This window comes from Neobacillus drentensis, assembly GCF_021560175.1.
Lineage (GTDB): Bacteria > Bacillota > Bacilli > Bacillales > Cytobacillaceae > Neobacillus > Neobacillus drentensis_A.
Map to the genome: position 1 here is coordinate 5,411,306 of NZ_CP091110.1, position 23,670 is coordinate 5,434,975.

Annotated in this window: 23 protein-coding genes; 4 read left to right on the plus strand and 19 right to left on the minus strand. The window is 42.1% G+C overall.

Annotated features, from left to right (window positions below; genetic code table 11):
• Window positions 1-38 precede the first annotated feature (38 nt).
• Both L1999_RS25740 and L1999_RS25745 read left to right on the plus strand, forming a co-directional pair.
• A complete protein-coding gene (locus tag L1999_RS25740; RefSeq protein WP_235741119.1) occupies window positions 39-1,229 on the plus strand; it encodes an MFS transporter in 1,191 nt (396 codons plus the stop codon).
• A 70-nt stretch (window positions 1,230-1,299) separates the two neighbouring features.
• Complete coding sequence (locus tag L1999_RS25745; RefSeq protein WP_235741120.1) at window positions 1,300-2,007, plus strand: DNA alkylation repair protein; 708 nt, start codon at window positions 1,300-1,302, stop codon at window positions 2,005-2,007.
• Between the two features lie 106 nt (window positions 2,008-2,113).
• On the opposite strand, the gene L1999_RS25750 is transcribed toward L1999_RS25745, so the two are convergent.
• From L1999_RS25750 to L1999_RS25815, 14 genes are all read right to left on the minus strand, one after another.
• Window positions 2,114-3,046, minus strand: a complete 933-nt coding sequence (locus L1999_RS25750) for a cation diffusion facilitator family transporter (RefSeq protein ID WP_235741121.1) — start codon at window positions 3,044-3,046, stop codon at window positions 2,114-2,116.
• A gap of 135 nt (window positions 3,047-3,181) precedes the next feature.
• Window positions 3,182-5,251, minus strand: a complete 2,070-nt coding sequence (locus L1999_RS25755; RefSeq protein ID WP_235741122.1) for a heavy metal translocating P-type ATPase — start codon at window positions 5,249-5,251, stop codon at window positions 3,182-3,184.
• Window positions 5,244-5,612: an ArsR/SmtB family transcription factor gene (locus L1999_RS25760; RefSeq protein ID WP_275677736.1), complete on the minus strand. Its 369-nt coding sequence runs from the start codon at window positions 5,610-5,612 to the stop codon at window positions 5,244-5,246. Before L1999_RS25760 ends, L1999_RS25755 begins: the two co-directional genes overlap by 8 nt.
• 147 nt (window positions 5,613-5,759) lie before the next feature.
• Entirely contained in the window at window positions 5,760-6,749 is a 990-nt protein-coding gene (locus L1999_RS25765; RefSeq protein WP_235741124.1) for a glycosyltransferase family 2 protein, read from the minus strand.
• A gap of 15 nt (window positions 6,750-6,764) precedes the next feature.
• A complete protein-coding gene (locus L1999_RS25770) occupies window positions 6,765-8,468 on the minus strand; it encodes a DUF6044 family protein (protein WP_235741125.1) in 1,704 nt (567 codons plus the stop codon).
• Window positions 8,469-8,495: 27 nt separating this feature from the next.
• The gene (locus L1999_RS25775; protein WP_235741126.1) at window positions 8,496-9,098 is read right to left on the minus strand and encodes an undecaprenyl-diphosphatase; all 603 of its coding nucleotides are present in this window, start codon (window positions 9,096-9,098) and stop codon (window positions 8,496-8,498) included.
• Between the two features lie 22 nt (window positions 9,099-9,120).
• Window positions 9,121-10,302 (minus strand): MGDG synthase family glycosyltransferase, encoded by a 1,182-nt coding sequence (locus tag L1999_RS25780; RefSeq protein ID WP_235741127.1) that lies wholly within the window; start codon window positions 10,300-10,302, stop codon window positions 9,121-9,123.
• A gap of 149 nt (window positions 10,303-10,451) precedes the next feature.
• Window positions 10,452-11,045: a DedA family protein gene (locus L1999_RS25785; RefSeq protein WP_235741128.1), complete on the minus strand. Its 594-nt coding sequence runs from the start codon at window positions 11,043-11,045 to the stop codon at window positions 10,452-10,454.
• A 13-nt stretch (window positions 11,046-11,058) separates the two neighbouring features.
• A complete protein-coding gene (locus tag L1999_RS25790) occupies window positions 11,059-11,751 on the minus strand; it encodes a polysaccharide deacetylase family protein (protein WP_235741129.1) in 693 nt (230 codons plus the stop codon).
• A gap of 13 nt (window positions 11,752-11,764) precedes the next feature.
• A complete protein-coding gene (locus tag L1999_RS25795) occupies window positions 11,765-13,126 on the minus strand; it encodes a sensor histidine kinase (protein WP_235741130.1) in 1,362 nt (453 codons plus the stop codon).
• A gap of 4 nt (window positions 13,127-13,130) precedes the next feature.
• The gene (locus L1999_RS25800) at window positions 13,131-13,838 is read right to left on the minus strand and encodes a response regulator transcription factor (RefSeq protein ID WP_430539993.1); all 708 of its coding nucleotides are present in this window, start codon (window positions 13,836-13,838) and stop codon (window positions 13,131-13,133) included.
• Between the two features lie 195 nt (window positions 13,839-14,033).
• Entirely contained in the window at window positions 14,034-14,807 is a 774-nt protein-coding gene (locus L1999_RS25805) for a cytochrome c oxidase assembly protein (protein ID WP_235741131.1), read from the minus strand.
• A 192-nt stretch (window positions 14,808-14,999) separates the two neighbouring features.
• Window positions 15,000-15,572, minus strand: a complete 573-nt coding sequence (locus L1999_RS25810; protein ID WP_235741132.1) for a putative ABC transporter permease — start codon at window positions 15,570-15,572, stop codon at window positions 15,000-15,002.
• Between the two features lie 281 nt (window positions 15,573-15,853).
• The gene (locus L1999_RS25815; RefSeq protein ID WP_235741133.1) at window positions 15,854-16,447 is read right to left on the minus strand and encodes an NADPH-dependent FMN reductase; all 594 of its coding nucleotides are present in this window, start codon (window positions 16,445-16,447) and stop codon (window positions 15,854-15,856) included.
• 328 nt (window positions 16,448-16,775) lie between these two features.
• Between L1999_RS25815 and L1999_RS25820 the strand changes: the two genes are divergently transcribed.
• Entirely contained in the window at window positions 16,776-17,096 is a 321-nt protein-coding gene (locus L1999_RS25820; protein ID WP_235741134.1) for a cupin domain-containing protein, read from the plus strand.
• 43 nt (window positions 17,097-17,139) lie between these two features.
• On the plus strand, window positions 17,140-17,286 hold the full coding sequence (locus L1999_RS25825; protein WP_235741135.1) for a hypothetical protein: 147 nt from the start codon (window positions 17,140-17,142) through the stop codon (window positions 17,284-17,286).
• Window positions 17,287-17,384: 98 nt separating this feature from the next.
• On the opposite strand, the gene L1999_RS25830 is transcribed toward L1999_RS25825, so the two are convergent.
• From L1999_RS25830 to ftsE, 5 genes are all read right to left on the minus strand, one after another.
• Complete coding sequence (locus L1999_RS25830) at window positions 17,385-18,578, minus strand: PDZ domain-containing protein (protein ID WP_235741136.1); 1,194 nt, start codon at window positions 18,576-18,578, stop codon at window positions 17,385-17,387.
• A 322-nt stretch (window positions 18,579-18,900) separates the two neighbouring features.
• Window positions 18,901-20,355, minus strand: coding sequence for a S41 family peptidase (locus L1999_RS25835; RefSeq protein WP_235744469.1), 1,455 nt, complete (start codon window positions 20,353-20,355; stop codon window positions 18,901-18,903).
• Between the two features lie 286 nt (window positions 20,356-20,641).
• On the minus strand, window positions 20,642-21,979 hold the full coding sequence (locus tag L1999_RS25840) for a murein hydrolase activator EnvC family protein (protein WP_235741137.1): 1,338 nt from the start codon (window positions 21,977-21,979) through the stop codon (window positions 20,642-20,644).
• Between the two features lie 102 nt (window positions 21,980-22,081).
• Window positions 22,082-22,975 (minus strand): permease-like cell division protein FtsX, encoded by an 894-nt coding sequence (gene ftsX, locus L1999_RS25845; protein ID WP_235741138.1) that lies wholly within the window; start codon window positions 22,973-22,975, stop codon window positions 22,082-22,084.
• Complete coding sequence (gene ftsE / locus L1999_RS25850; RefSeq protein ID WP_235741139.1) at window positions 22,965-23,651, minus strand: cell division ATP-binding protein FtsE; 687 nt, start codon at window positions 23,649-23,651, stop codon at window positions 22,965-22,967. Before ftsE ends, ftsX begins: the two co-directional genes overlap by 11 nt.
• Window positions 23,652-23,670 lie beyond the last annotated feature (19 nt).

The following is a 23,670-nucleotide window of genomic DNA, read 5'->3' on the forward strand; positions in this document are numbered from 1 at the left end:
TATTTTAAAATTTTTAATATGGTGAATAGAGGTGAATTATGGAGACTGAAAAACAATCGAAAAAACAATTTTTCGGATTAAGTTCAGTGATTTTTGTCCTTGGAATGGTGAGTCTTTTGACAGACCTTTCGAGTCAAATGATTGTACCAATCCTTCCACTTTATTTAACTTCCGTATTACATGTCCAAGTTGGGACCCTGGGAATTATTGAGGGAATTGCTGAAAGCACGGCAAGTATTTTAAAGTTTTTTTCTGGGTGGATTTCGGACCGATTTGGGAAAAGAAAATGGTTAATGGTTGGCGGTTATGGACTATCCAATCTGATAAAACCTTTTTTTGCCTTATCGTCAACCTGGGGTCAAGTTCTCTTTATTCGGTTTGCCGACCGTTTTGGTAAAGGAATCCGTACATCCCCACGAGATGCCATCCTTGCTGATACCACAACAAAAGAAGAGCGTGGAAAAGCCTTTGGTTTTAGACGGTCAATGGATACACTGGGGGCAGCTCTTGGACCTTTTGTCACCTACTTAATCCTTACTCTATGGAATGGAAGCTATCAGGCCGTATTTTGGATATCTGCCATCCCTGGATTAATAGCAACGCTGCTCCTCATCTTCTTCTTAAAAGAGAAACGGAACCCACTAAAAACACCAGGTAATGTAAAAGTGTTACCAGAGATTAGCTTCAAGGGGCTTAATTCACGGTTTGTTTGGTTCACACTTATCACTACACTCTTTACTATAGGAAACTTCTCTGATGCATTCCTGATCTTGCGGGCAAAAGATGTTGGTATGGCTGCCGAATATATCCCACTGACTTATTTTGCTTACAACATCATCACAAGTATTTTTTCTACTCCATTTGGGATCATCTCTGACCGAATTGGCCGCCGACCCGTTTTAATCACAGGTTATATCATGTTTGCACTCATTTATCTCGGATTTGGTCTGGTCCATACGGTCATGGGGATTTGGATCTTATTCTTTATTTATGGGTTGTACTATGCCACTACGGAAGGGATTCAAAAGGCATATGTCGCCGATATGGTACCTGAAGGACAACGAGGGATGGCAATGGGTACATTTAATGCTTTAACAGGTATTGCTGCCTTGCCCGCAAGCGTAATGGCAGGTTTTTTGTGGCAATCTTTTGGGGCTTTTACCGCTTTTGGTGTGAGTAGTATACTCGCCATTATTTCTGCATTGCTGATGTTTATTCTTCGTATATAACTACTTGGAGCTTTATAAGCTAGATGGTTAGAAAAAATGTTATGTTTATAAAGGAACGGAGTGATAAACGATGGATTTCGAAAATGTTATGCAGGAACTGGAGGCGCTCGGCAAGGAACGCCTGAAAAAGACTTATTTAGGCAACGGTGCACACGAGCCGCTTTTTGGGGTGGCTACAGGCGCAATGAAGCCAATCGCAAAGAAAATCAAGAAAAATCAACCGTTAGCCGAGCAGCTTTATGCCACTGGAAACTATGATGCCATGTATTTTGCCGGCATCATTGCGGACCCATTGGCGATGACGGAGGAGGATTTTGAGCGTTGGATCGATGCGGCGTATTTTTATATGCTGTCTGATTATGTAGTTGCCGTAACTTTGGCTGAAACCAATATTGCGCAAGCTGTAGCCGATAAATGGATCGCAAGCGGGGAAGAACTTAGGATGTCGGGCGGCTGGAGCTGCTACTGCTGGCTTTTGGGTAACCGCCCTGACAGCGAATTTAGTACAAGCAAGCTGGCCAGTATGCTGGACCAGGTAGAAAATACGATACACAATTCTCCTGATCGGACAAAATCCGCTATGAATAATTTTATTTACACAGTCGGGATTTCCTATTTGCCGCTCCATGATAAGGCGGTGGAAACCGCAAAGAGAGTAGGACCAGTTGAAATCAAGCGGGACAAGAAAAAAAGCAGTATTCTGCTTGCTTCCGATAGTATCCAAAAAGAAATAGATCGAGGAAAGCTTGGTTTCAAACGCAAATATGTCAGGTGTTAACGAGCAAAATATAGGCGAAGCACCTTGAGCGGAAATCAACAGACTACTTTAATGTATAAAAAAGAAGGTGCCCTACTTTTGGGGCACCTTCCTTCGATTGTATCGTTTAAATGGAATCCATTGGCGCTTGTGAACAAGCAAAGGTTCCTTTTTCGATTTGAATCGTGGTATGTTCGATCCCAAATTCATCATGTAATTCTTTATTTAACCGTTGTAACAATTGATCATTATCGGTTATATCCGACCGGACTAGGTGGACGGTCAACGCCGGCTCAGTGGTACTCATTCCCCAAACATGTAGATCATGTACCTCGACAACAGTAGGTAAATGGGTTAAATAATTTTTTATCTTTTCCGTATCAATCCCATCCGGAACGGCATCTAAAGATAAATTGAGTGATTCACTTAATAATCCCCAGGTACCAATAAAGATCACGACCGCAATCACTAAACTTACAAGAGGGTCGAGCCATTGCCAGCCAGACCAAAGCATAATGAAACCTGATACGACAACCCCTAATGAAACCACCGCGTCTGCCACCATGTGTAAGTATGCTCCGCGAATATTCAAATCATGTTTCCTGCCAGACATAAATAGGAAGGCCGTTAAGGAATTAATGACAATACCAATCAGTGCCACAATGATGACCGTTTTTCCAGCAACCGGTGCAGGAGCCGAGAACCTCTGAACGGCCTCCCAGGCAATGGCGCCAATCGCTACAAGGAGAAACACGGCATTAAAAAGAGCAGCAAGAATGGAGCTTTTCTTAAACCCATACGTCCGCTTGCTTGTAGGTGCTTTTTTCCCCAGCCAAACAGCAATCCACGCAATAACCAGTCCTAACACATCACTTAAATTATGTCCGGCATCGGCTAGTAACGCTAGTGAGTCTCCCAATAGTCCAAAAATAACTTCTATTATGATAAAGATCACGTTTAACGTGATTCCTATGCCAAAAGCAAACCCATAATTTGCCGGCTCATGATGATGATGGCCGTGGCCGTGTGAATGTCCATGATGATGGTGATGATGACCCATGTTTATCCCCCCAGAGCTCTTAAGGTAAAGTGGCTCTATTTCTCTTTCTAAAACGAAAATATTCCGATTAAGGATAGTTTTTTCTATTCGATATTTTTCAATACATTTTGTTGCAAACAAAAGCATATAATTCCACTATTCTTTCACTCTTAATAGCCTCAACCCATTTAGCGTGACGAGCAAGGTCACACCCATATCGGCAAAGATAGCAATCCACAAGGTCAGCCAGCCAGGCACTACTAAGAGGAGAGCCAGCAATTTAACAACGATTGATAACGTGATATTCTGCTTGATAATTTGCAGCGTTTTTCGGCTCAACTTGATGGTGAACGGGAGTTTCGTTAAATCATCGTTCATTAAAGCAATGTCAGCCGTCTCGAGGGCTGTGTCAGTTCCCGCCCCGCCCATCGCAATTCCGACGGTTGCAGCAGCCAGGGCCGGCGCATCATTCACACCGTCGCCAACCATCGCGACCCTTCCGTACTGAGCTTTTAAGTGTTTGATAAACGTTAATTTATCTTCTGGCAGCAACTCTGATTCCACTCGATTAACACCCGCCTCACGGCCAATCGCTTCCGCTGTGACTTGGTTATCTCCTGTCAGTAAAATCGTCTGCTCAATCCCCAGCTGTTTAAGGCGGTCAATGACAAGGCTGCTGCTATCACGGACCTCATCGGCTACAGCAATCAGTCCGAGAATCTCACGATTAGTTCCGGCAATCATAACCGTCTTTCCTTGACTTTGCAGCAGCGAGATTTTAGCCAAAACCGCTTCCGGCACTTCCTCGAATAACTTCCTGTTGCCCACACGATATTCCGTTCCCTCTACAACCCCTTTTATTCCTTTTCCTGGAATGGACAAGAAATCCTCGACCAGATAGTTCTGCGGAAGGTGAGAGGCTTTTTTCATGACAGCGGAAGCAAGTGGGTGCTGTGATTTACTTTCCAGTGCGGCCACAACTCCTAAGAGTTGTTCATCATATGTGAAGTTCACGAAATCCGTCACTACTGGAACCCCTTTTGTTAGTGTTCCAGTCTTATCAAACGCGATCGCCTTCAAGGCCCCAGCTTCCTCTAAAAAACTCCCGCCTTTGATGAGCACGCCATTTCGTGCACCGTTGCCAATTGCGGTAACAATCGAAACAGGCGTTGAAATGACGAGGGCACACGGACAGCCAACCACTAATACAGCAAGCCCTTGATAAATCCACTCTTGCCAGCCTGCATCGAAGAACAACGGCGGCATAACAGCCACAAGAGCGGCCACAAGGATAATGACAGGGGTATAATACTTGGCGAAACGGTCCACAAATTGCTGCGAGGGAGCTTTTTCGGCCTGTGCTTCTTCGACTAAGTGAATGATTTTCGCAATCGTTGTATCATCCACCAGTTTGCTTACTCTTATTTTTAAAAAGCCTGCTTCATTTAAAGTCCCGGCGAATACCTCATCTTCAATTCCTCTTTCAACCGGCACTGATTCACCAGTGATCGCAGCTTGATTGATCGTGGATGTTCCCTCGATAATCACCCCATCCATTGCGATCATTTGTCCTGGTTTCACGAGCATGATATCGCCGATTTCAACATCTTCTGCTTTTAAAAGGAGTTCTTTCCCATTGCGAACGACAAGTGCTTCTGCCGGAGCATGCTCCATCAGCGAACGAATGGAATTTCTCGCTTTGTCCATAGAATAGCCCTCTAGGACCTCACTAATGGCAAATAGGATAACAACGACTGCCCCCTCCCGCCATTCACCAATGATGGCAGCACCGATGATAGCGATTGTCATCAAGGTTTTCATATCAAAATCAAAGCGGATTAGGTTTTTAATACCCGTTTTGAATAAAGGATATCCACCGATTACGATAGCAGCGGCAAAGAGCAGGGTTTCTGAGAAAATATAGCCTGCCAGTAGAAATAACAGTGATAATCCCAACAGCGAGTATCGCTTCCAGAAAGGTTCCCTTGGAATCATCGTTTGTTTTTCTTTTTCCGGGACAAGGATTAATTTTTCAAAAGCACCTGCTTTATGCAGTTCTTCAATGCTGGTGTTTCCATAGACTGTGAGCTTGGAAGCACCGAAATTAACTTTAGCATCAACAACACCATCCAGGTGCTGTACGTTCTTTTCGAACTTGGCGGCGCAGCTAGTTCAGGAAAAGCCTTGGACTCGATAGACTTGTTTTTCTGTCGATGCTTCACTCACGGCCGGTCACCTCCCTCTGGTGCTCAATCGCAATATGGATTAATTGTTTAACATGTTCATCATCAAGGGAATAATAGACTAACTTACCTTCTTTACGGTATTTCGCTAGACCAAGGCCCTTGAGGTGACGTAAATGGTGGGAAGCGGTTGCGGTGGTGGCGCCGACAATATGGGCAACATCACAAACACACAGTTCTTCTTCCAGTGTTAAGGCATAGGCGACTTTCAAACGTGTTTCGTCAGATAAAGCTTTAAAAAGCTTGGTCACATCAACGATATTCCCATTCGTGATTTGCTGCTTGACCCGAGTTGTCTTCTCGCTGTCGACACAGGTAACCTCGCAAACATCCTGCTCTTTCAACATCGTCACCTTCTTCATTCAAATATTCGTTTGATTATATGATATTCAAATGAGTGTTTGAATGTCAAACATATTTTAAATTTTTAAAAAAAGATTGTAAGAAAAACGAGCATAAAAAAAAGAACCCAAAACGGGTCCCTCCAGTAACTACTTTAACACAAGTTCTCGCTCTTTCTCCTTAACCTGTGATATAAAACGGTCCACTTCAATCGCATACCTTGGGCGCTGTTTCACTTCCCGATAAATCTTACCGATATATTCACCAATTATGCCAATACCCATTAATTGCAATCCGCCAACGAACCAAATCGAGATCACTAACGAGGTCCAGCCAGACTCTGTATGCCCCAAGATTTCTTGAACAATGGCATAACCGCCAACCAATGCACTAATGAGCACAGCGAGAAAACCTAAAAAGGTGACAAAGCGGATGGGCGTGACACTGAAGGAAGTCATGCCATCAAAAGCGAAGGCAAGCATTTTTTTCAACGGGTATTTCGATTCGCCGGCAAGCCTTTCCTTACGATCATAATAAACTTTCGCAGAGGTAAATCCTATAAGGGGCACCAGACCTCGTAAAAACAAATTGGTCTCCTTATATTTCAACAGCTCGTCCAACGCCCGTTTGCTCATCAGCCGGAAGTCGGCATGATTCGGGACTAGTTTAATTCCGATCCGCTCCATAAAACGGTAAAAGAACAAGGCTGTGTTCCGCTTAAAGAAGGTATCGGTCTCACGGCTGTCTCTCACTCCATAAACAATATCGATCCCTTCCCAATATTTCTCTACAAAGGTCGGAATAACATTTATATCATCCTGCAGGTCCGCATCAATCGAAATCACGCAATCGGAGTATTGATTTGCTGTTTCAAGCCCAGCAATGAGGGCGTTCTGATGACCGACATTGCCTGCTAACTTCAGCCCTGTAACGAAACTATTTTTCTCGCACTCGCTTTCAATCATATTCCAGGTTTGATCCTTACTGCCATCATCGACAAATAACAGCTTACTATTCTTAGAAACAAGTGAATCCTCGATTAAATGTTCCATTATTTTCGTCAATTGTAAAATCGTTTCATTCAGTACGGCTTCTTCGTTATAACATGGAACAACAATCGTTAAGATTGGTTTATTCATCTGAAATTTTCCTCCTTACTTTACGCGGTAAAGATAAATTTTCCAGGCTGAATCCTTTTGAATGAAGGTCTTTTGAAGTTCGAGATTATTTTCATTGGCATTCATAATCGGCACCGCCGAAAAAATATACTCTCCGCCCATTTGTTTAAAAACGTCGGTATTTAGCTGCAAATGATGTATTTTCACTTTCGAATCTTTTTTAAATTCATAGTGTTTCCCTAGTTCAGCGACAAATAGATAACACCTGCCGCCCCACTGATCAAAGTATTTCTTTAATGTCGGGCTCTTGTCCAGCTCTCCGGCAATAATTTTTCTAAATTCATGTTTGTACGTTAACGGATAAAAGTTATTGTACGTATCCAACGTATAAAAGCCATTATACTGAGCGATTGCTGGGTGAATTCCAATACTTGCAACCCGGTAGCTGCTCTTTGGCTTTCCAATATAATCGGAAATTTCTTTAAACTGCTCAGTCGCATAAAACTGTTGCACGGATGGCTTTCCAGCGACACGATAGACAATTTCGTCGTTTGCACAGAATAAGACAAGCAGTTGAACCATCAGGCATATATTTACGAGCGTCTTCCACCGCTTGCCTTTTTGCCACAAAATAAACGCACCGACCGCAAACATTAGATAAATGATTAACGGTCTTAAGAAATGGAACCGGGCAAAATTAAAGGTATTTAATAATGAGACCCTATCTTTGAGGGGCTGCCACCCTTTATTGAACCAAAAGGCATACCAGACAGAAAGGAGAATATTAATAACAAATAAGTACAGATATCGTTTGTCTGTTTCGTTTCGGTCCTTCTTTTTCCAAAGCATACCGATGACAAGGAAGGACAGCGGCACAATCACCAGCGTATGCAGGGTTAATACATGGGTATGACCAAGGAAGTAATTTTTACATGCAAGCCGAATCGTATGCCAAAAGCCCAGTGTTGAGCTGACAAACTCATTTCGGCTCGTTGGTGCTTCCGGGAATACTAAGGAATAGACGAGCCGGTACTCTATTAATAGGTAAACAACCGTCATTAACACAATACTGTTAAAGAACACCCCGTTCCGTTTCCGCTTGACAATCAGGTCTCTCAGCCAAAGGAGCCCCATGGCAAATAAAAAGAAGAAAAAACCTAACACAAAGCTGGAATACAGAGGCAGCAAAATCAGTGTCAGCCATTCTTTCCAGGAATAGCGTCCTTCCCTGATATTCATAAACGCCCACAGGGCAAGCGGCATTCCCAGTGTACTTAACATACCTGAGGGCCAGAAGGGGGTTAAGGCAAACGCAAGCGATACCCAAACACGAATGGGGTAGGCCTCATCTTTTTTCACAAAGTGCCGCTTCAGCAATAAATACATACCAAGAAAAGCAAAGAGCCTTGTAATGGTTTGACTTAAGGCATAGGCAAGCATGGAAGGAAAGAGATGATGAAGCCACTCAATTCCGCTGAATTCCGTTCCGAATGTATTCCGCGGCAGACCATTGATGACTTGTGGAATGACTGAATTAATTCCACCGAATAACAGACCACTATTTTTCAGGACTTTGTACCACGCTATATTTGAGTCCAAGTTGTCATGGACCCTTATATGAGCATTTTCACCTAAGATAAACAGTGGCGACACATACAAAAGGATGAGGCAGATGGCAAGTATAATCGACTTGTTTTCTGAATCCAGTATTGACTTTATATTTCTGCAAAGCTTTTTCATGGCTAAGAAAACTTTACCCCCTAATGCCTATCTTTTTCTAAGCATAATTGTTTTTTTGAGGATTTTCCCTTCCACACTCTCATATACCCCAATGATGGCTTCCCTAACGTTGTTTAATTTTTCAAACCGGATAAATAGATAATGGACCACAAACGCAATGCTAACTCCGATCACCATTCCCGCCGTCACATCCAGCGGATAATGAACACCTGTCCACACGCGGGCCAAGGCAATTCCAGCTGCTAAAACCAGCCAAATCCAGCCATCCCGCTTAATCCAAATCCAAATGGCTGTGGCAATCACAAATGCGGCAGTCGCATGGTCACTTGGGAACGAAGCGTTGTTCGCATGTGAAATTAAAAAGTTGACATGATGAGTGACAAATGGCCGGGCTCGGTAAAAAAAGTGGCCAATCGCGCCGTTGATACTAAGGGCTACACAGGCAGCCAGGACGGCTTCCACGACCATTTTACGATTAGTGGCTTTGGGATAAAACCAATAAAAAATAATCGCGGCAAAGAATAAATACTGTGCTTTTTCAGCTAAAAAAATCATCAATGGGTTTAAAAAGCGATCACTTACCGCCAGATGATTGATCATTTGAAAGACACTATAATCTAAATGTGACATCTACTTGATCCTCCCTAATTCATTATTGTGCGCCGCTAGCGTGCAGAACGGCAGATGACATAACCGCTCCCGCCAGCACGTTTTTTGGTTGTTGGTTTACTGCATCGAGAATCGTTTCGATGAGTGTTTCTTTGCTAGTCAGTTCCATTCCTTGTTGATAGGAATCAATCGCTTTTTCCCATTCTTTCATTTGCTGCCTGTTATGCAGCACCATTAATAATTGCTGTTCGATTGAACGGCTCTGGTCAAGGACAAAGGCCAGCTTGTGTTCTTTTAAAAAACGCAAGTTGATTTTTTCTTGACCTGGCAGCATGGAATGAACAAAGATCGGCAATTTTTTGTGCAATGCTTCACTAACTGTCACGCCGCCAGGCTTTGTCATAATCGCATCAACCTCTTCATAAAGCTGATTCATGGCTGACCTTGAGGAAAGGTATGGCAATGGAGTAATATGCTCAAGCTGCCAGGAACGAATCTCCTCATACAATTTTTTATTCTTGCCGCATAAAACGAAAAAGTCCAACCCGCTCGAATTTTTCAACTCTTCTAGAAGCTTGCCCATTCCGCCTAGGCCGCTATTTCCGCCGGCAATTAATAGTTTTGGACGCGCTTGAGGCGGTTGGTAGGTCTTAGAGCTCTTTGTAATCTCCTCATGAACAGGAATACCGGTAACCATTATTCGGTGCTTCGGAATGTGAAACCGCTCAACCAGCATTTCTTTAACCTGTTGACTCGGAACAAAATGGGCATCCATTCCCTCTTTTCCCCAAACACTATTTACAAAAAAGTCGGTGTATACATTAATAACCGGAATATCACATTTACCTTTTTTCTTTAAGATGTTAAGCAAGCGGGAAGGAAACCCATGGGTACAAACAAGCAGATCTGGTTTTTCCTCCAGCAGCAATTGTTCCATTTTCTTTAAAAATAAAGGCTGGTACCAATTAAAGGACTGCTTTTTCGTACCCGGCATGTAAAAAAAACTCTTATAGGCCAGATTATAGGTTTCAGGTGCATAGCGGATCCAATTCAGATAGCCATTGGTTATCATTTTTTCTAATGATTTATTGGTATAACTTAATAAGTCGACCTTCTTTAAGATTAGATGGCCGGAATGATTTTTTAGAAGGTCCATTAAGGCCTCAGCTACCTGATGATGACCTGATTGCATTTGTAAGAGTGGTAAGAACAAGATTTTTTTCATTATTGACCAGCTCCTATTTTGATAAGCTTGTAAATTTGTCTCATTTACTGTACCACTCATTTTTGGGAAAACCCGGTTTTTAATTGATTTTTAATCAACCCTTCAGGAAGAATTAAAAAAACTCGACGCATCGAGTTTTTGTTTTGTCACTATTCGGTTAAACGGGCACGCCGCTTGTTACGGAACCAAATAAAGCTCAAGAATACTAGAAATGAAATGGCTCCGGCACAGGGAATATAAGCTGGATTAATTGAAAAGACCTTCCCGGTAAATAATCCTGCCGACATCACCGGAATCGTCCAGGCTAGTGTACCCAATAGGGAGAGCAGCCCAAATTTTCGAAACGGAATTCCGGTAATTCCGGCAAAGTATGGACTGATTTGCCTTAGTCCTGGCAGATAAAATCCAAATAGGATCGTTTTCTGCACATTTTTCGAATAAAACCTAACCGCTTTTTGCCACCGCTCATCGGTAATCCCTACATACTTGCCAAACTTTTTAATAAAGGGATAGCCAAGATATTTCCCGCAGGCGTAGGCTGACAGCATGCCGGTAAACACGCCGAGAATGGAGGCTGCTAGTCCAAATTCAAAGGAGAGTTTGTGCTTTCCACACAGTACCCCGATCAAAAAAAGCAGGGATTCCTCCGGAGCAGGAATCCCAACGATTCCGAAAAAAAGACAGATAAAGATAACCGCATAACCATATAGATTAATATAATGTAGGATAGATTCTATATTCATAAACAGCCTCTTATTATTCCTTTAAGGGTATAAATTTTGTTCCATGATCGATGGCTTCCCTTAAATAGATTTCTAGATTCTTAATCATGTAACCTGGTGCTTCCGGGTCCGCCCCCAGCGTTTCCCCGCAGTCATGAAGCAGGAGGATTGAACCTGGTTCTGCAGCTTCGCGGAGTTCCTCCAGCAGACCATTTTTGCCCTTCTCTACCTTCCAATCTCCAAAAATATGCGACCACATTATTTTTTTATAATGTTTGCTTACCAACAAGCTAAAAAGATTGAAATGGCCCCAGGGCGGCCGATAAAAAATCACCTTTTCCTTTGTACATTCCGCTATCGCTTGCTCTGTTAATTCGAGCTGCTTTTTTAAACGAGACGGTGTACAGATCCAGCTTGAGACATGCTGAAAATGATGAATGCCGATCGTATGTCCTTCCTCGCTCATCCGTTTTATAATCTCCGGATATCGCTTTACCTTACTGCCCACCACAAAAAATGTTGCTTTCACCTTATACTTCTTTAATAGGTCTAACAACTGTGGGGTATAGATTGGATTGGGGCCATCATCAAAAGTAATCGCAATCGCATCTGATTCCGTCCTTTTTAAAATGCCCCAACTATTCATGCGAATCAGGATCGTTGGGACGATCGCATAAACTAGTAAGAACACGATCATGATTACAATGCCTATCAATAAAAGTTTCATGGCTGGTCCTTTCTCAGCTTTTCGGCAAAAATAATTCGGCTTCTGTCCCTTCACCTTCCGTACTGCTTATTTTAATTTCTCCGCGATGCTGTTTCATGATATTCTTCGCAATGGCCAGTCCCAGGCCAGTTCCCCCGGTTTCACGGCTTCTCGCTTTGTCCACTCGGTAAAACCGTTCAAAGATATTTTTAATTTCATATTCAGGAATCCCAATTCCGTAATCTTTTACCTTAATAACCGTATTAAGTTCGTTTACTATTAGGTAGACTTCAATTTTGTCAGTACTATATTTAATGGCATTATCGATTAAAATAATGATGGCTTGTTTCAGCTTTAATTCATCCGCTTTAACCATTATGGCGGGAGCTGCAAAGTGCAGGTCAATGTCCCGTTTATAAGCACTTTTAAGTTGTTTGATGGTGTTTTGGCATAATGCCACCAAATCCAGCGACTTGGTTTCCAAATGATTCCCTGATTCGGTATCAGCTAAATCGAGAAATCTTTCAGTCATTTTTTGAATCCTTGTCGCTTCGGAATGAATCGTTTCAATGGCGTCCAATGCATCTCCCTCATTTCGGATTCCCCTCCTTAATAAATGGTCAGCGAAACTCTTAATAACCGTAAGGGGCGTTTTTAATTCATGGGAAGCATCGGAAATAAATTGTCGTTGTTTATCGAGATTTTCTTCTAACCTGCCAATCATCTGATTGAAGGTTACCGCCATTTTTTGCAGTTCATCCTTTGTTTCGTGCTGGATCACAATTTTTTTAGGAATCCCGCTCTGTTCGATTTCTTCCATTGTGTTAATCATATTAGAAATCGGCCTTATGATCAGATTGGATAACCACCTGCCGCCAAGCAAAGCCAATAAGGCTCCTAAAATGGTACTTGAGATTTGAATCGAGAGTAATACATCCTTTGCCAGTTCGAGGCCGGATAATTTTTCTCCCATCTCCAGTGTTGTAGTCATGCCGTCATTTGAATGGATGGGAATCCGTACAATCAGAATCTGCTCTTCACCATTCTTTTGCATAATGGTTTTTCTTTCTGCTTCTTTTTTTCTAACGAATTTCGGCTTAATTTTGGCTGCCATAGGCTTATCATTGGTTACTTCATTGGTCACCTTTGAACCGGGTGGAACCAGCCTAATAAAAGAATGGCCCGTTAAATACGGTGTTAATTGCTCTTTTATGAGGACAGAGGAAGGGTTCAGTTTCATATCTTTAATCAGACTATTAGCCCTTTGGTAGAGCTCCTGATCTTCCATGTTGATGGTGATTTTCATAAATGAAAAAAAGACAACCGCATTCACAGCCACTAAAACACAGAGAATCCAAGCAGTTGTCATGATGTTTATTTTGGTTGTTATCTTCATTTGCTTAATTCTCCTTTATGGTATAGCCAATTCCCCTCACTGTTTGAATAATGGTTGGGTCGGTGAACCCTTCTTCGATTTTCTTTCTTAAATGTCGGATAAACACATCAATGACATTTGTTTCTCCTTCATATTCATAACCCCAGACATGAAAGAGGATATTTTCTCTGGTGACAATTTTATTTTTATTCACTAACAAATAAACGAGCAAATCAAATTCCTTCGGAGTTAAGGAAATGGAGGTATCTCCCCTGGTCACTTCCCGTGTTTCAGGATTTACCGTTAAATCTTGAAACGACAAGATCGATTCCTCTGGCTGCATAGCCTTAACTGCTAAAGCATTCTGCCTTAAACAGGAACGCACGCGCGCTAATAATTCCTCCATTTCAAACGGTTTAGTTATATAATCGTTGGCCCCTTGGTCAAGACCTGTCACCTTGTCCATTGTCAGGTTTCTCGCCGTTAATAAAATAATCGGGATAAGGTTGTTTTCTTTGCGGATCCTTCTTAACACTTCAATCCCATTCATCTCAGGAAGCATGACATCTAATAGGATTAAATCTAGTTTTTCGGCGAGTGCAGACTGCAAGCCGGCTTTCCCGTCATAAGCAACTACTACCTCATAGCCTTCATATTCGAGCTCTATTTTTAAGATTTTGGCGATATGTCGTTCATCCTCGACAACCAAAATTCGCAACTTCTCCTGCATCATCAGTCCCCCTTTAGATCAAGGTAGAAACTCTATCTACTACTTCATCTACAATTTAGCACTATTTTTCTTTATTTTACTTGATTTCATTAAATTTTAATCTATTTTTCATGGAAATGCGGAAGCACCCGTTTCGCACGGTACAGGGCTGGAGTACTTTGACTGAAAGCCTATCCCCATAAAAATAAGGAATAGCCATCAGCCATTCCCTGTTAAATCCCGCGCCAGGACTTTATTTCTCAACCGAACGGTTAGCAGGAGCGCGAATTTATGAATGATTATCATCAATAGTCCAGCCAGGATTAAATCAGCCCTTGTGTTGAAAGGCGGCGGAAGACTACTAAGTGAACTTAGGGCAGATGGTGTTATGCACAGACTGGCCATCATTCCGCTTAGGAGTGGATTTGTCCCGCTCCCAAAAAGGCCGCTCAAAATAAGCAAGCTGCAAGCTGGCAGCAGGACAATCCCGCTTAAGAAGGCGAATCGTTTATTCTGTTCCGTTACAATCGGCCGCCAAATCAGCAAGGATAAAAGCATTAGCAGGAGCAGATAACTATTATGGATATACGAATGTAAGGAAAGATAGGTTAGAACGGATTGAAAATGATAGAAGAAAAACAGGACAGCAAAGGGTACTAACGCAGCTAAGAAGGGGATGTTTAGTCGTTTTATCATAAGAAGAGAGGCTTCTGGAATGCCTAATAAAAACAGAGGCGGAATGACAAAAAATAACAAACTCATTTGGATCATGTGCAAACTGAATGATAAATGATTGATGCTCGATAAAGGGCTGCCGACCATCAGATAGAGTAAGGTTAACGAGAGGAAGAAAAGCAATGGCTGCTTGTCATAAATTTTGATTTCTGTGTACATGTGTAATAGAACGATATAGAAGGCACAACCGCCAATAAGTCCAGCCAATAAGGCAAAATTCCACACGAATGGATCTTCAAACAAAAAAAAGTCTAACATCCCTCTTCCTCCCCTCTAAATCAACCCTATGGTGCACACTTGGAGAAAGCCGTTATTTCCAAACTTGTTAGGAACTATAAATTATATGATTTATGTATCAAAATATACCCACGATCGGGAGGATCTATGAGTACAAAAAGAAAACACTCCTTCCATTACAGCATAGAAGGAGTGTTTATATTGAAAATGGTGTCAGGCACCCACGATTTCCTGGAGGGTATGTTTGCGGACTGCGAGTGCGAGGTCGGCAAGAAAGTAGAGTCCGACGGCTGACCAGATCCAAGCCCACACCGGCTCAATCTCTCCATACATCAAGGCCATGGCTGGGTGAATCCATTTTAAACAAAGGAGGGATAAAAAGCCCCAGCAGATGGAAAATGGCAGACAGATATGTCCGTGCAGCTGGAATCGGGCAGTGGAGTAATCCCACCATTGCCGTTGGAATAGCTTTTGCAGCAGTGCCCCACTGGCATACTCAACCAAGGTAGGGATTAGAAAACACAAAAACAGTATGTAAGCCCAATGTGATCCCGGTGGAGTGAAATAGACCAACAGTACGGGGGCAATCCCATACATCGGTTTAAAGGGACCAAATAAAAAATTCTCCTTCAGAAACTCTCGTTTGGTCACGTAGTTATAACTATTTTCCAGCAGCCAGCCAATCATAGAATAGAGCGTGAAATAAAATAGCATGGCGGCGGCTCCCTCCATTGTAAGAACTTCTACAAGTTGAAGTCCCAAGCCTTTTAACCAATTATCTGTCATGGCTAAACCACCTTTCATGGATAAGAATTTCCCATTTTATGATTACCCGTAAAGCTGGAAATTATTCCAGTAAATTCTGATTGAATAGGAACAAAAGCTCAAGCGCCTTGGTTAGCCCCGACAAGCATAAGACGAGCCGGCTGAAAGGTTGCTCTTTAACCTTTTGGACGGATTGGCTTATGACCTCGAGGGGCTAGGCGCTGGAGCTAAACGATAAAAAAGGTGCCTGACACCATTTAGGTATCAGACACCTTTGTAGCAGTTTCTATAGGAGAAACTTCTTATCTAATTGTTTTTAATGCTCCGCTCCACTTGATTACTTCGTCAAGCATGGCTGTTACATTTGTTAGGTGTAATTCAGCTGGTTTGAAAACACTGCCGTTTTCGAAATCTGTGAATAATGATAAGGTTGGATGTGTACGAACGTCTGCCACTTTTAATTCACCTAAGATACCGCGTAAATGTTCAGCTGCACGCGCGCCGCCTGTTGATCCGTAGCTTACGATTCCAGCCGCTTTGTCATTCCAAGCTTCACGAGCAAAATCAAGAGCATTTTTCAAAGCGCCTGTGATGCTGTGGTTGTATTCTTGAACAACGAATACGAAGCCATCTAGGCTCGCTAACTTTTCATTCCATGCAGCAATCCCTGGTTCTGTACCATCAGTAGTTCCTAAGAATGGTAAGTTAAAGTCTGCGATATCAACGATTTCGTAGTTTGCATCGCCGCGTTTGTCGGCAATTCCTTTTACCCATTCTCCTACTTGTGGACTAACGCGTCCTTGACGTGTACTTCCTAAAATAATCCCGATATTTAATTTTGTCATTGTTTTTTCCTCCTTTGGTGTGTTACCGAATAATCGATTTAATAAACCCATTGCTTGCACCGCCTTCTTGATGTTATATCTTAGATGTGAGTATCTCAAAATTGTTTATTTTTAATTCGAGATAATCATATAATAAAAGCTCTTTCGATGTCAACAGTTTTTTTCCAATACAATCAGAATGGTCATAAAAAAAATACGTTGAAATACACATGATTGGCTTCAATGCTCTCTTGATCTATTTAGCTTATTCGGTATCTTAAAACTTAATTTACATAGTGACAGAATTCCAGACAAAAATATCAATAACAGTGATTCAGTTCACTTTAGTGATAATGATTTTCATTTATAATGTGGATAGACAAAATAAGGAGGGGTAGACATGGATAAGCAAACGATTAAGACCTATCAAGAATTTAGTGAGGAAAAATTTACAAAAAAGGTTATTTTTAATAATGGCAGCAGTACGGCTTTTATTTTAAATTTTCTTCCCGGACAAAAACTGCCCGCTCATAAGCACCCCGGTGCGGACGTCTACCTGTTAGTGGTATCCGGAAACGGCAGGATTATCATTGACGGCAAAGAAAATGAAGTAACAGAACAGGATGTCATCCATACAAGTGATGATGAGGAACTTTCAGTTATCAATACAAGCAGTGAACCTGTTAGTTTGTATGTCGTGTTAACTAAGCATTCCAAATAAGAAAAGTTTGATATGAAAAAACAGTAGATATTAGGAGGACAACATGGATATCGAAAAAAGTGATCGCCTGCGTTCCATGCTTCAAGAGGCATTGACACCATTTATACAGAAAATTGAGAAGTTAGAAGCAGAAATAGCATCGTTAAAAGAAGAACAAAGAGAACTTATAAATATACTCAAAAATAAGTAATACATTTTTTTTGGAAAAAAGCCGATAAAAAAAACTAAGAGAGGTACCATTTTGGTACCTCTCTTAGTAATATATAGCCTATAAACAAATCATTAAACCTAGCCGATCTTTTCATCAAACTTCCGGTCACCCTGCACAAACAGGACGCCGAGCTCGTGATGGTCTCCCTCATACAGAGCGCGTTGCACAAAGCGGATTTCACCGTTTGTATCGAAAACCTCGAGCTTACAGTGAGCGCGGTTTTTTTGTAGTGCTTCATAAAAGGTTTGTTCATCGCGAACCAAAACCCCGTTGGTCTTCGAAATAATTTCCCCGACCTGAAGGCCCATTTTACTCGCAGGAGATTCAGGAATAACCCCGATAATCATCACACCGTTATTCTTCTTAGAAAAATACGAAGCCTTACTTTCATCCTTCAAATAAGCGATTAAAGCGAGTAATTCCCGGCCAATGACTGCCAATGCCGCAACAACAATCGACAACAACGGATACCAATAACCGGCAAGCGAAAGCAGTGAAATCACACCCCCAAGAACGATGACTCGGCGCCCATGAAGCTGAATCGACTCTTTTGGGAGCATGCCTTTAATTTGCTGATGGAACCCAATCGCAAACGGTACAAAAATCAATGAATACTCCTTTGCCCCCAAATGGAAGACCGGCCACCATTCAAAAGGGAGATGCAAGGCATTCCCAGGAATCAGCAGGAACAAAGGCACCATCCATAGCCGCTTGACTTCATGGACACCAACCACCTGGCCGCGTTTACTTTTCGCAAGCTTAGGAGAAGAACCTTTGCTGGCATTTTTAAAAATTAAGATGCCTTCGGCAACTAACAATAATCCGAGAATAACCACCAATGATGGATAGACTTTATCATCAATCGAAGAAAACGCCTTTGTAAACAGGGGAATTGACCAATTATTTTGCGCAATCATAATGATCGCGAAAAAGGTGGCCCCAATTGTATACGCTGGTGACATCAACCGTATATTGGTTGTTAATGACCAGATCAGTGTGAAACCGACAATCAGTAAGATTGCGGCAAATGGTACAGCGATTCCCACGGCTATCGTGATGACCGACAGAATGAGCCCAATGACCATTCCGATTGGAAATAGTTGTCGAAGTTCAAAATAAGCATCTTCCGCCCGTATATGAAAATTTTTCCGTTCACGTTTTACCCGTTTGACACCTAATATCCCGGCAAGGAAAACGAGATAGTATAAAACTGGATGAAGAAAAAACCTGCCTGCCCCTTTTAATACTTCCACAAGCCACGTTTCTACCATTTCCTGCCACCTGCCTCTATTAAAAATTTCTTAAAAATATGAAATAAAAATCTCTTAAACTTTATTTTACCAAATTACTAACATAAAACAAATTGCTAGTTTTTAGAAGTAAAGAAAAATGGTCATTTTGTCCTCACACGGTGCCGATTCCGCTCATTTTTGGAGGAATTCCGTCAACTTGTGGAGCATTTCCGCAGAATCTGCGACTATTTCCGTGGAAATTCTTGATAATACCGCGAAATTGGACACCTTTTCCGCATCCCATAAATGAACCCCCCTGATTCTTTCCAAAAAAAAACAGAGGCTTAAAGCCCCTGGAGGTTTATTTCGTTATTAATTTTAACGCCATTTTCAGCTGCAAATCATTTTTCTCTTTTTTCATTTCCTTTACTGCCGCCTCTTCCAGCTTAGCCGCTGTCCTTTCATCAATCTTTCCGGTAGACGGCAGATTATGCTCCTGCTGGAAGCCCTTTACCGCTACCTTGGTTTCTTCACTAAAATAACCATCTTTCCGACCCGGTTCAAATCCCAATCCGTCTAATATTTCTTGAGCATTCTTGACTTGCTCATTGTTCATATCTTCCACTATTGGCTTACTAACTTGAATCGGATGTGTATTAAAGATGGCAGGCTGCTTAATGGCAATATCCGGTTTGATCCCTTTCTTGTGAATCCAGTTTCCATCCGGTGTCAGCCACTTAGCCAAGGTCAGCTTAATATTGCTGCCATCCCCCATTGGAATGGCCTGCTGGACAGTCCCTTTGCCAAACGTCGTTTCCCCAACAAGCTTATATCCGTCCGCCTCCTGAAGGGAACCTGCCAGGATTTCAGATGCAGACGCACTGCCTTTGTTAACAAGGACAAGGACTGGATAATCCTTTTTCTTAGAAAGAGTTGAGAAGAAGCGTTGTTTCTCGCCGTTACGCTGCTCAATTTGCACATATGGTTTATCCTTTGGAACGAACTCTTTTAAGATTTCTCCGACACTATCCAATAAGCCGCCAGGATTACCTCGTACATCAAGGACCAGCCCCTTAATATGGTCATTCTCAAGGGCCTTTAGGTCTTTCTTAAAATCAGCAGCAGTATCCTCAGAGAATGAGGTAATTTCAATATAGCCAATCTTTTTGCCATCCTGTTTCTTGATCGAAGAATGAACGGTCTCAAGTGGAATTTCATCACGTTTCACATCAATGCTCAACGGTTCTTTTAAGCCTTTTCTAGCGATTTCGAGTTCAACAGTGGTTCCTTTCTTCCCACGAATTTTCAGGGTTGCTTTATTTAAATCGAGCCCCTCGACACTTTTACCATTTACTTTTAAAATTTGGTCATTTGGTTTGATGCCCGCTTTTTCAGCGGGTGAATTTTTAAAAGGCGACACAATAACAATTTTCCCATCTACCATGCCGACTTCGGCACCAATTCCTTCAAAGGATGATGACAACGTTTGGGTGAATTGCTTCGCTGTGTCCTTGTCCATATATACCGAGTACGGATCCTTTAAAACGGACAGCATCCCCTGAATGGCCCCTTCTACCAATTGGTCATGGTCTACTTTTTCGACATAACGGCTGGAAATGAGCTCATATGCCTGTTCTACCTTTACAAGATTATCGGCATTTGCCTCAGTGGCTGTCGCTTTTTCTTTTGGGCTGACTGCTTGTTCCAATTTTGCTGCAGCATCTGTTTTATTAAAATAGGTCATTCCCGCATAAGTGCCCCCTGCTCCTGTCAGCAGTGAACCTGTCATTAACAGGGCCATCCATCTACGATTCATCATGAATCCTCCTCAAGTAAAAAATGCCTGTCCTTCGATTCGTCAAATTCAACCGAACCCCTGCCCGATTATTAACTTATATGTAAGGAATGGACGAGTTATGAATAGAAATGCGAAAGCGCCTTGGTCAGCCCCGACAAGCATAAGACGAGCCGGCCGAAAGGTTGCTTTTTAACCTTTTGGACGGATTGGCTTATGACCTCGAGGGGCTAGGCGCTGGAGCTAGACAATTCTCAAAGTAAAAAAAGAAAAAAGGAAGAGACCAGTTGACCTCTTCCTTTTTCTGCTATGGTAATGGCACAATGCCGACAGGATTAATCGCAAAGCGCTTATCCTGTGTCCACGGACCTTTATGAAGTTCAAAGTGTAAGTGCTGGCCTGTTGAATCGCCTGTATTACCCATCACACCAATTTGCTGTCCTTTTTTCACAACAGCTCCACTGCCGACCAAACGTGTTGACATGTGGGCATAAACAGTGGTGTAAACTTGTCCATTAATAGAGTGGGAGACAAAGATACAGTTTCCATAACTGCTAGATAGATAGGATCGTATGACGACACCGTCAGCAGCAGCAACAATTGGTACAGCTGTAGGATTGGCAATGTCTACACCGACGTGCCTTTCACTACCGCGTGCTCCAAATCCAGAGCTTAAATAGCCGGCAGCAGGCTGTGTCCAATAACCGCTGGAAACGCCAGGGGTCGATCCTGAACTCACATATCCAGAACTACTGCTAGAACTTGTACTACTACTACTGCTGCTGTGGCTGCTTGCCGCCTGACGCTTAGCAGCTTCAGCTGCTGCTTTTGCTGCTCTTGCGGCTTCTGCTGCTGCTTTCGCTTGAGCTTCCTGCTCCATCTTGATGGCTTGTTGAATGGCTGTTTGTTGAGCGGCAAGAAGGGCATCTTGTTCTTGTAAATCCATCAAACCTTCGTGGGCGTCATTTTCTTGGTCCTTCAGGCTCGCTAATAATTTATCTTTATCTGCCTTTTGAACATTTAATTGTTGTTTTAAGGTTTGTAAGTCTGCGACCATTTTTTGGATGCTGGCAAGATTGGCTTGAACCTGCTTCTGTTTTGTTTCTAAAGCCTGCTTATCTGCCTCGTGCTCTTTTAATATAGCCTGGTCAGCCTGCATAATCGTTACAACTGCATTGGCACGGCCAACAAAATCACTAAAACTGGTGGAACCCATTAAAACATCCAGATAGTTAACGACACCACCTGTTTCCTGATAGCTGCGTGCTCTGTCTTTTAAGAGGATATTACGTTTCTCAATCCGGTCTTTAATAACTTCCATTTCGCCTTGAAGTTCCAGAATTTCCGCTTTGGTACTTTCTAATTTAGCGGTTGTTTCATTAATTTTATTGGTTGAGTCAGCAATAGCCTTATCTAATCTAGTAATTTCATCTTTTACATCCGCCTGCTGATTCTGTAGATCTGTAATCTGATTGCTTTTCTGATTAATAGTGGAATTGATATCGGAGCGCTGTTCCTGAATTTTGTTCTGCTCTCCCTTTAAGCTGGAGATAGAGGCTGCTTCTGTTCTAACAGATGTTCCTCCAAAAATGGTTCCAAACCCTACCGTTGCCGTCACGGCAAGGGTAACTATTGATTTCCTCATAACCGATTGTTCCCTCCGTCTCTCTATTTACAGGTAAATCGTTGCTGGCCCTGCTTTACTCATGATTGAAGGAAGGACAAATGAGTCGTCCTTCCTTAAAAATTACACTCTTAAGAATTTACGTACAGACATGACACTTCCCCATACACCAATCAGTGCACCCATTAAAATCAAAATGCCTGAAACTTGATACATAAATGGGTTAAACGGCAAGATCTTGATAAAGGTTCCAGCAAGCTTAGGACCGATATAATCATAGGCACGATAGTAAGCAATCGAGATCAGGACAATCGGTAAAATCGAGCCGATAATGCCGAGCCATAAACCTTCTAAAAAGAACGGCCAGCGAATAAACGTATTCGTTGCTCCTACTAACCTCATAATCTTAATTTCTCTTCGTCTCGCAATAATCGTAATTTTAATCGTATTGGAGATTAAGAAAATAGCCGTAAAGAACAAACCAATGACGAGAACAATCCCCACGTTTCGGGCCGCATTGATAAATTTAAATAATTTTTCTACCTTGCCCTGACCGTATTTAACTTTTGCGACAAAGTTGTCTTTTTCAATCAGCTTCGCCACTTTCATCGTATCGGCCGGATTTTTTGTTTTGACGATAAAGACATCATTTAGCGGATTATCCTGTTCAAAAAGCTTAAACGCTTTACCATCCTCACCAAGACTCTTGACGAGGTTATTTAGTTCTTGCGTTTTTGGTGAGAATTGAATACTTTTTACTTCTGGTATACTATCAATCTCGTTTTTCAACGTTTCCTGATCTTGTTTAGAAGCGGCAACGTCTATGTGCACTCGAATTTCTACATCTTGTTCAATTGTTTGCGCTACCCTGTTAAGATTCATCATAATGGCGAAAAAGACACCCACTAGGATTAAGGTAACCGTAACGGCACCAACAGATGCAAAAGTCATCCAGCCGTTTCTTTTTATACTTTTTAAACTTTCTCGGGCGTGACGGCCAACTGTTCTAATTTTCATAACCGTATTCACCTCTTTGCTCATCACGAACAATCTTACCGCCTTCAATAGCAATGACGCGATGTTGTAATGTATTGACGATCTCTCTGTTATGGGTTGCCATCACAACAGTCGTTCCTCTGTTATTGATTTCTTCAAAAATCTTCATAATTTCCCATGATGTGTCCGGATCCAGGTTACCCGTTGGCTCATCGGCAATCACAACCTTTGGCGAGTTGACGATGGAACGGGCAATCGATACACGCTGTTGTTCCCCGCCGGATAGCTCTGTTGGCAGCATTTTAATTTTATGCTTTAAGCCTACAAGATCAAGTACTTCCATTACCCGTTTGCGGATAAATTTTGGCTGTGCCTCAATAACCTCAAGGGCAAAGGCCACATTTTCATAAACCGTTAAGGACGGGAGGAGTTTAAAGTCTTGGAACACGACGCCTAAATTCCTTCTAAATATCGGTACCTTTTTCATTTTTAATTTGGCAAGGTTGACGCCATTCATCGTAATCGTACCAGTTGACGGAACTTCTTCGCGGTACATCATTTTAATGAAGGTTGATTTACCGGCACCACTTGGTCCAACGACATAAACAAATTCGCCCTGATTAATTCGGACATCTATACCATTAATGGCTGTTACACCATTCGGATACTTCTTATATACATCTAGTAGTTCTATCATTCATTATCACCTATTATCG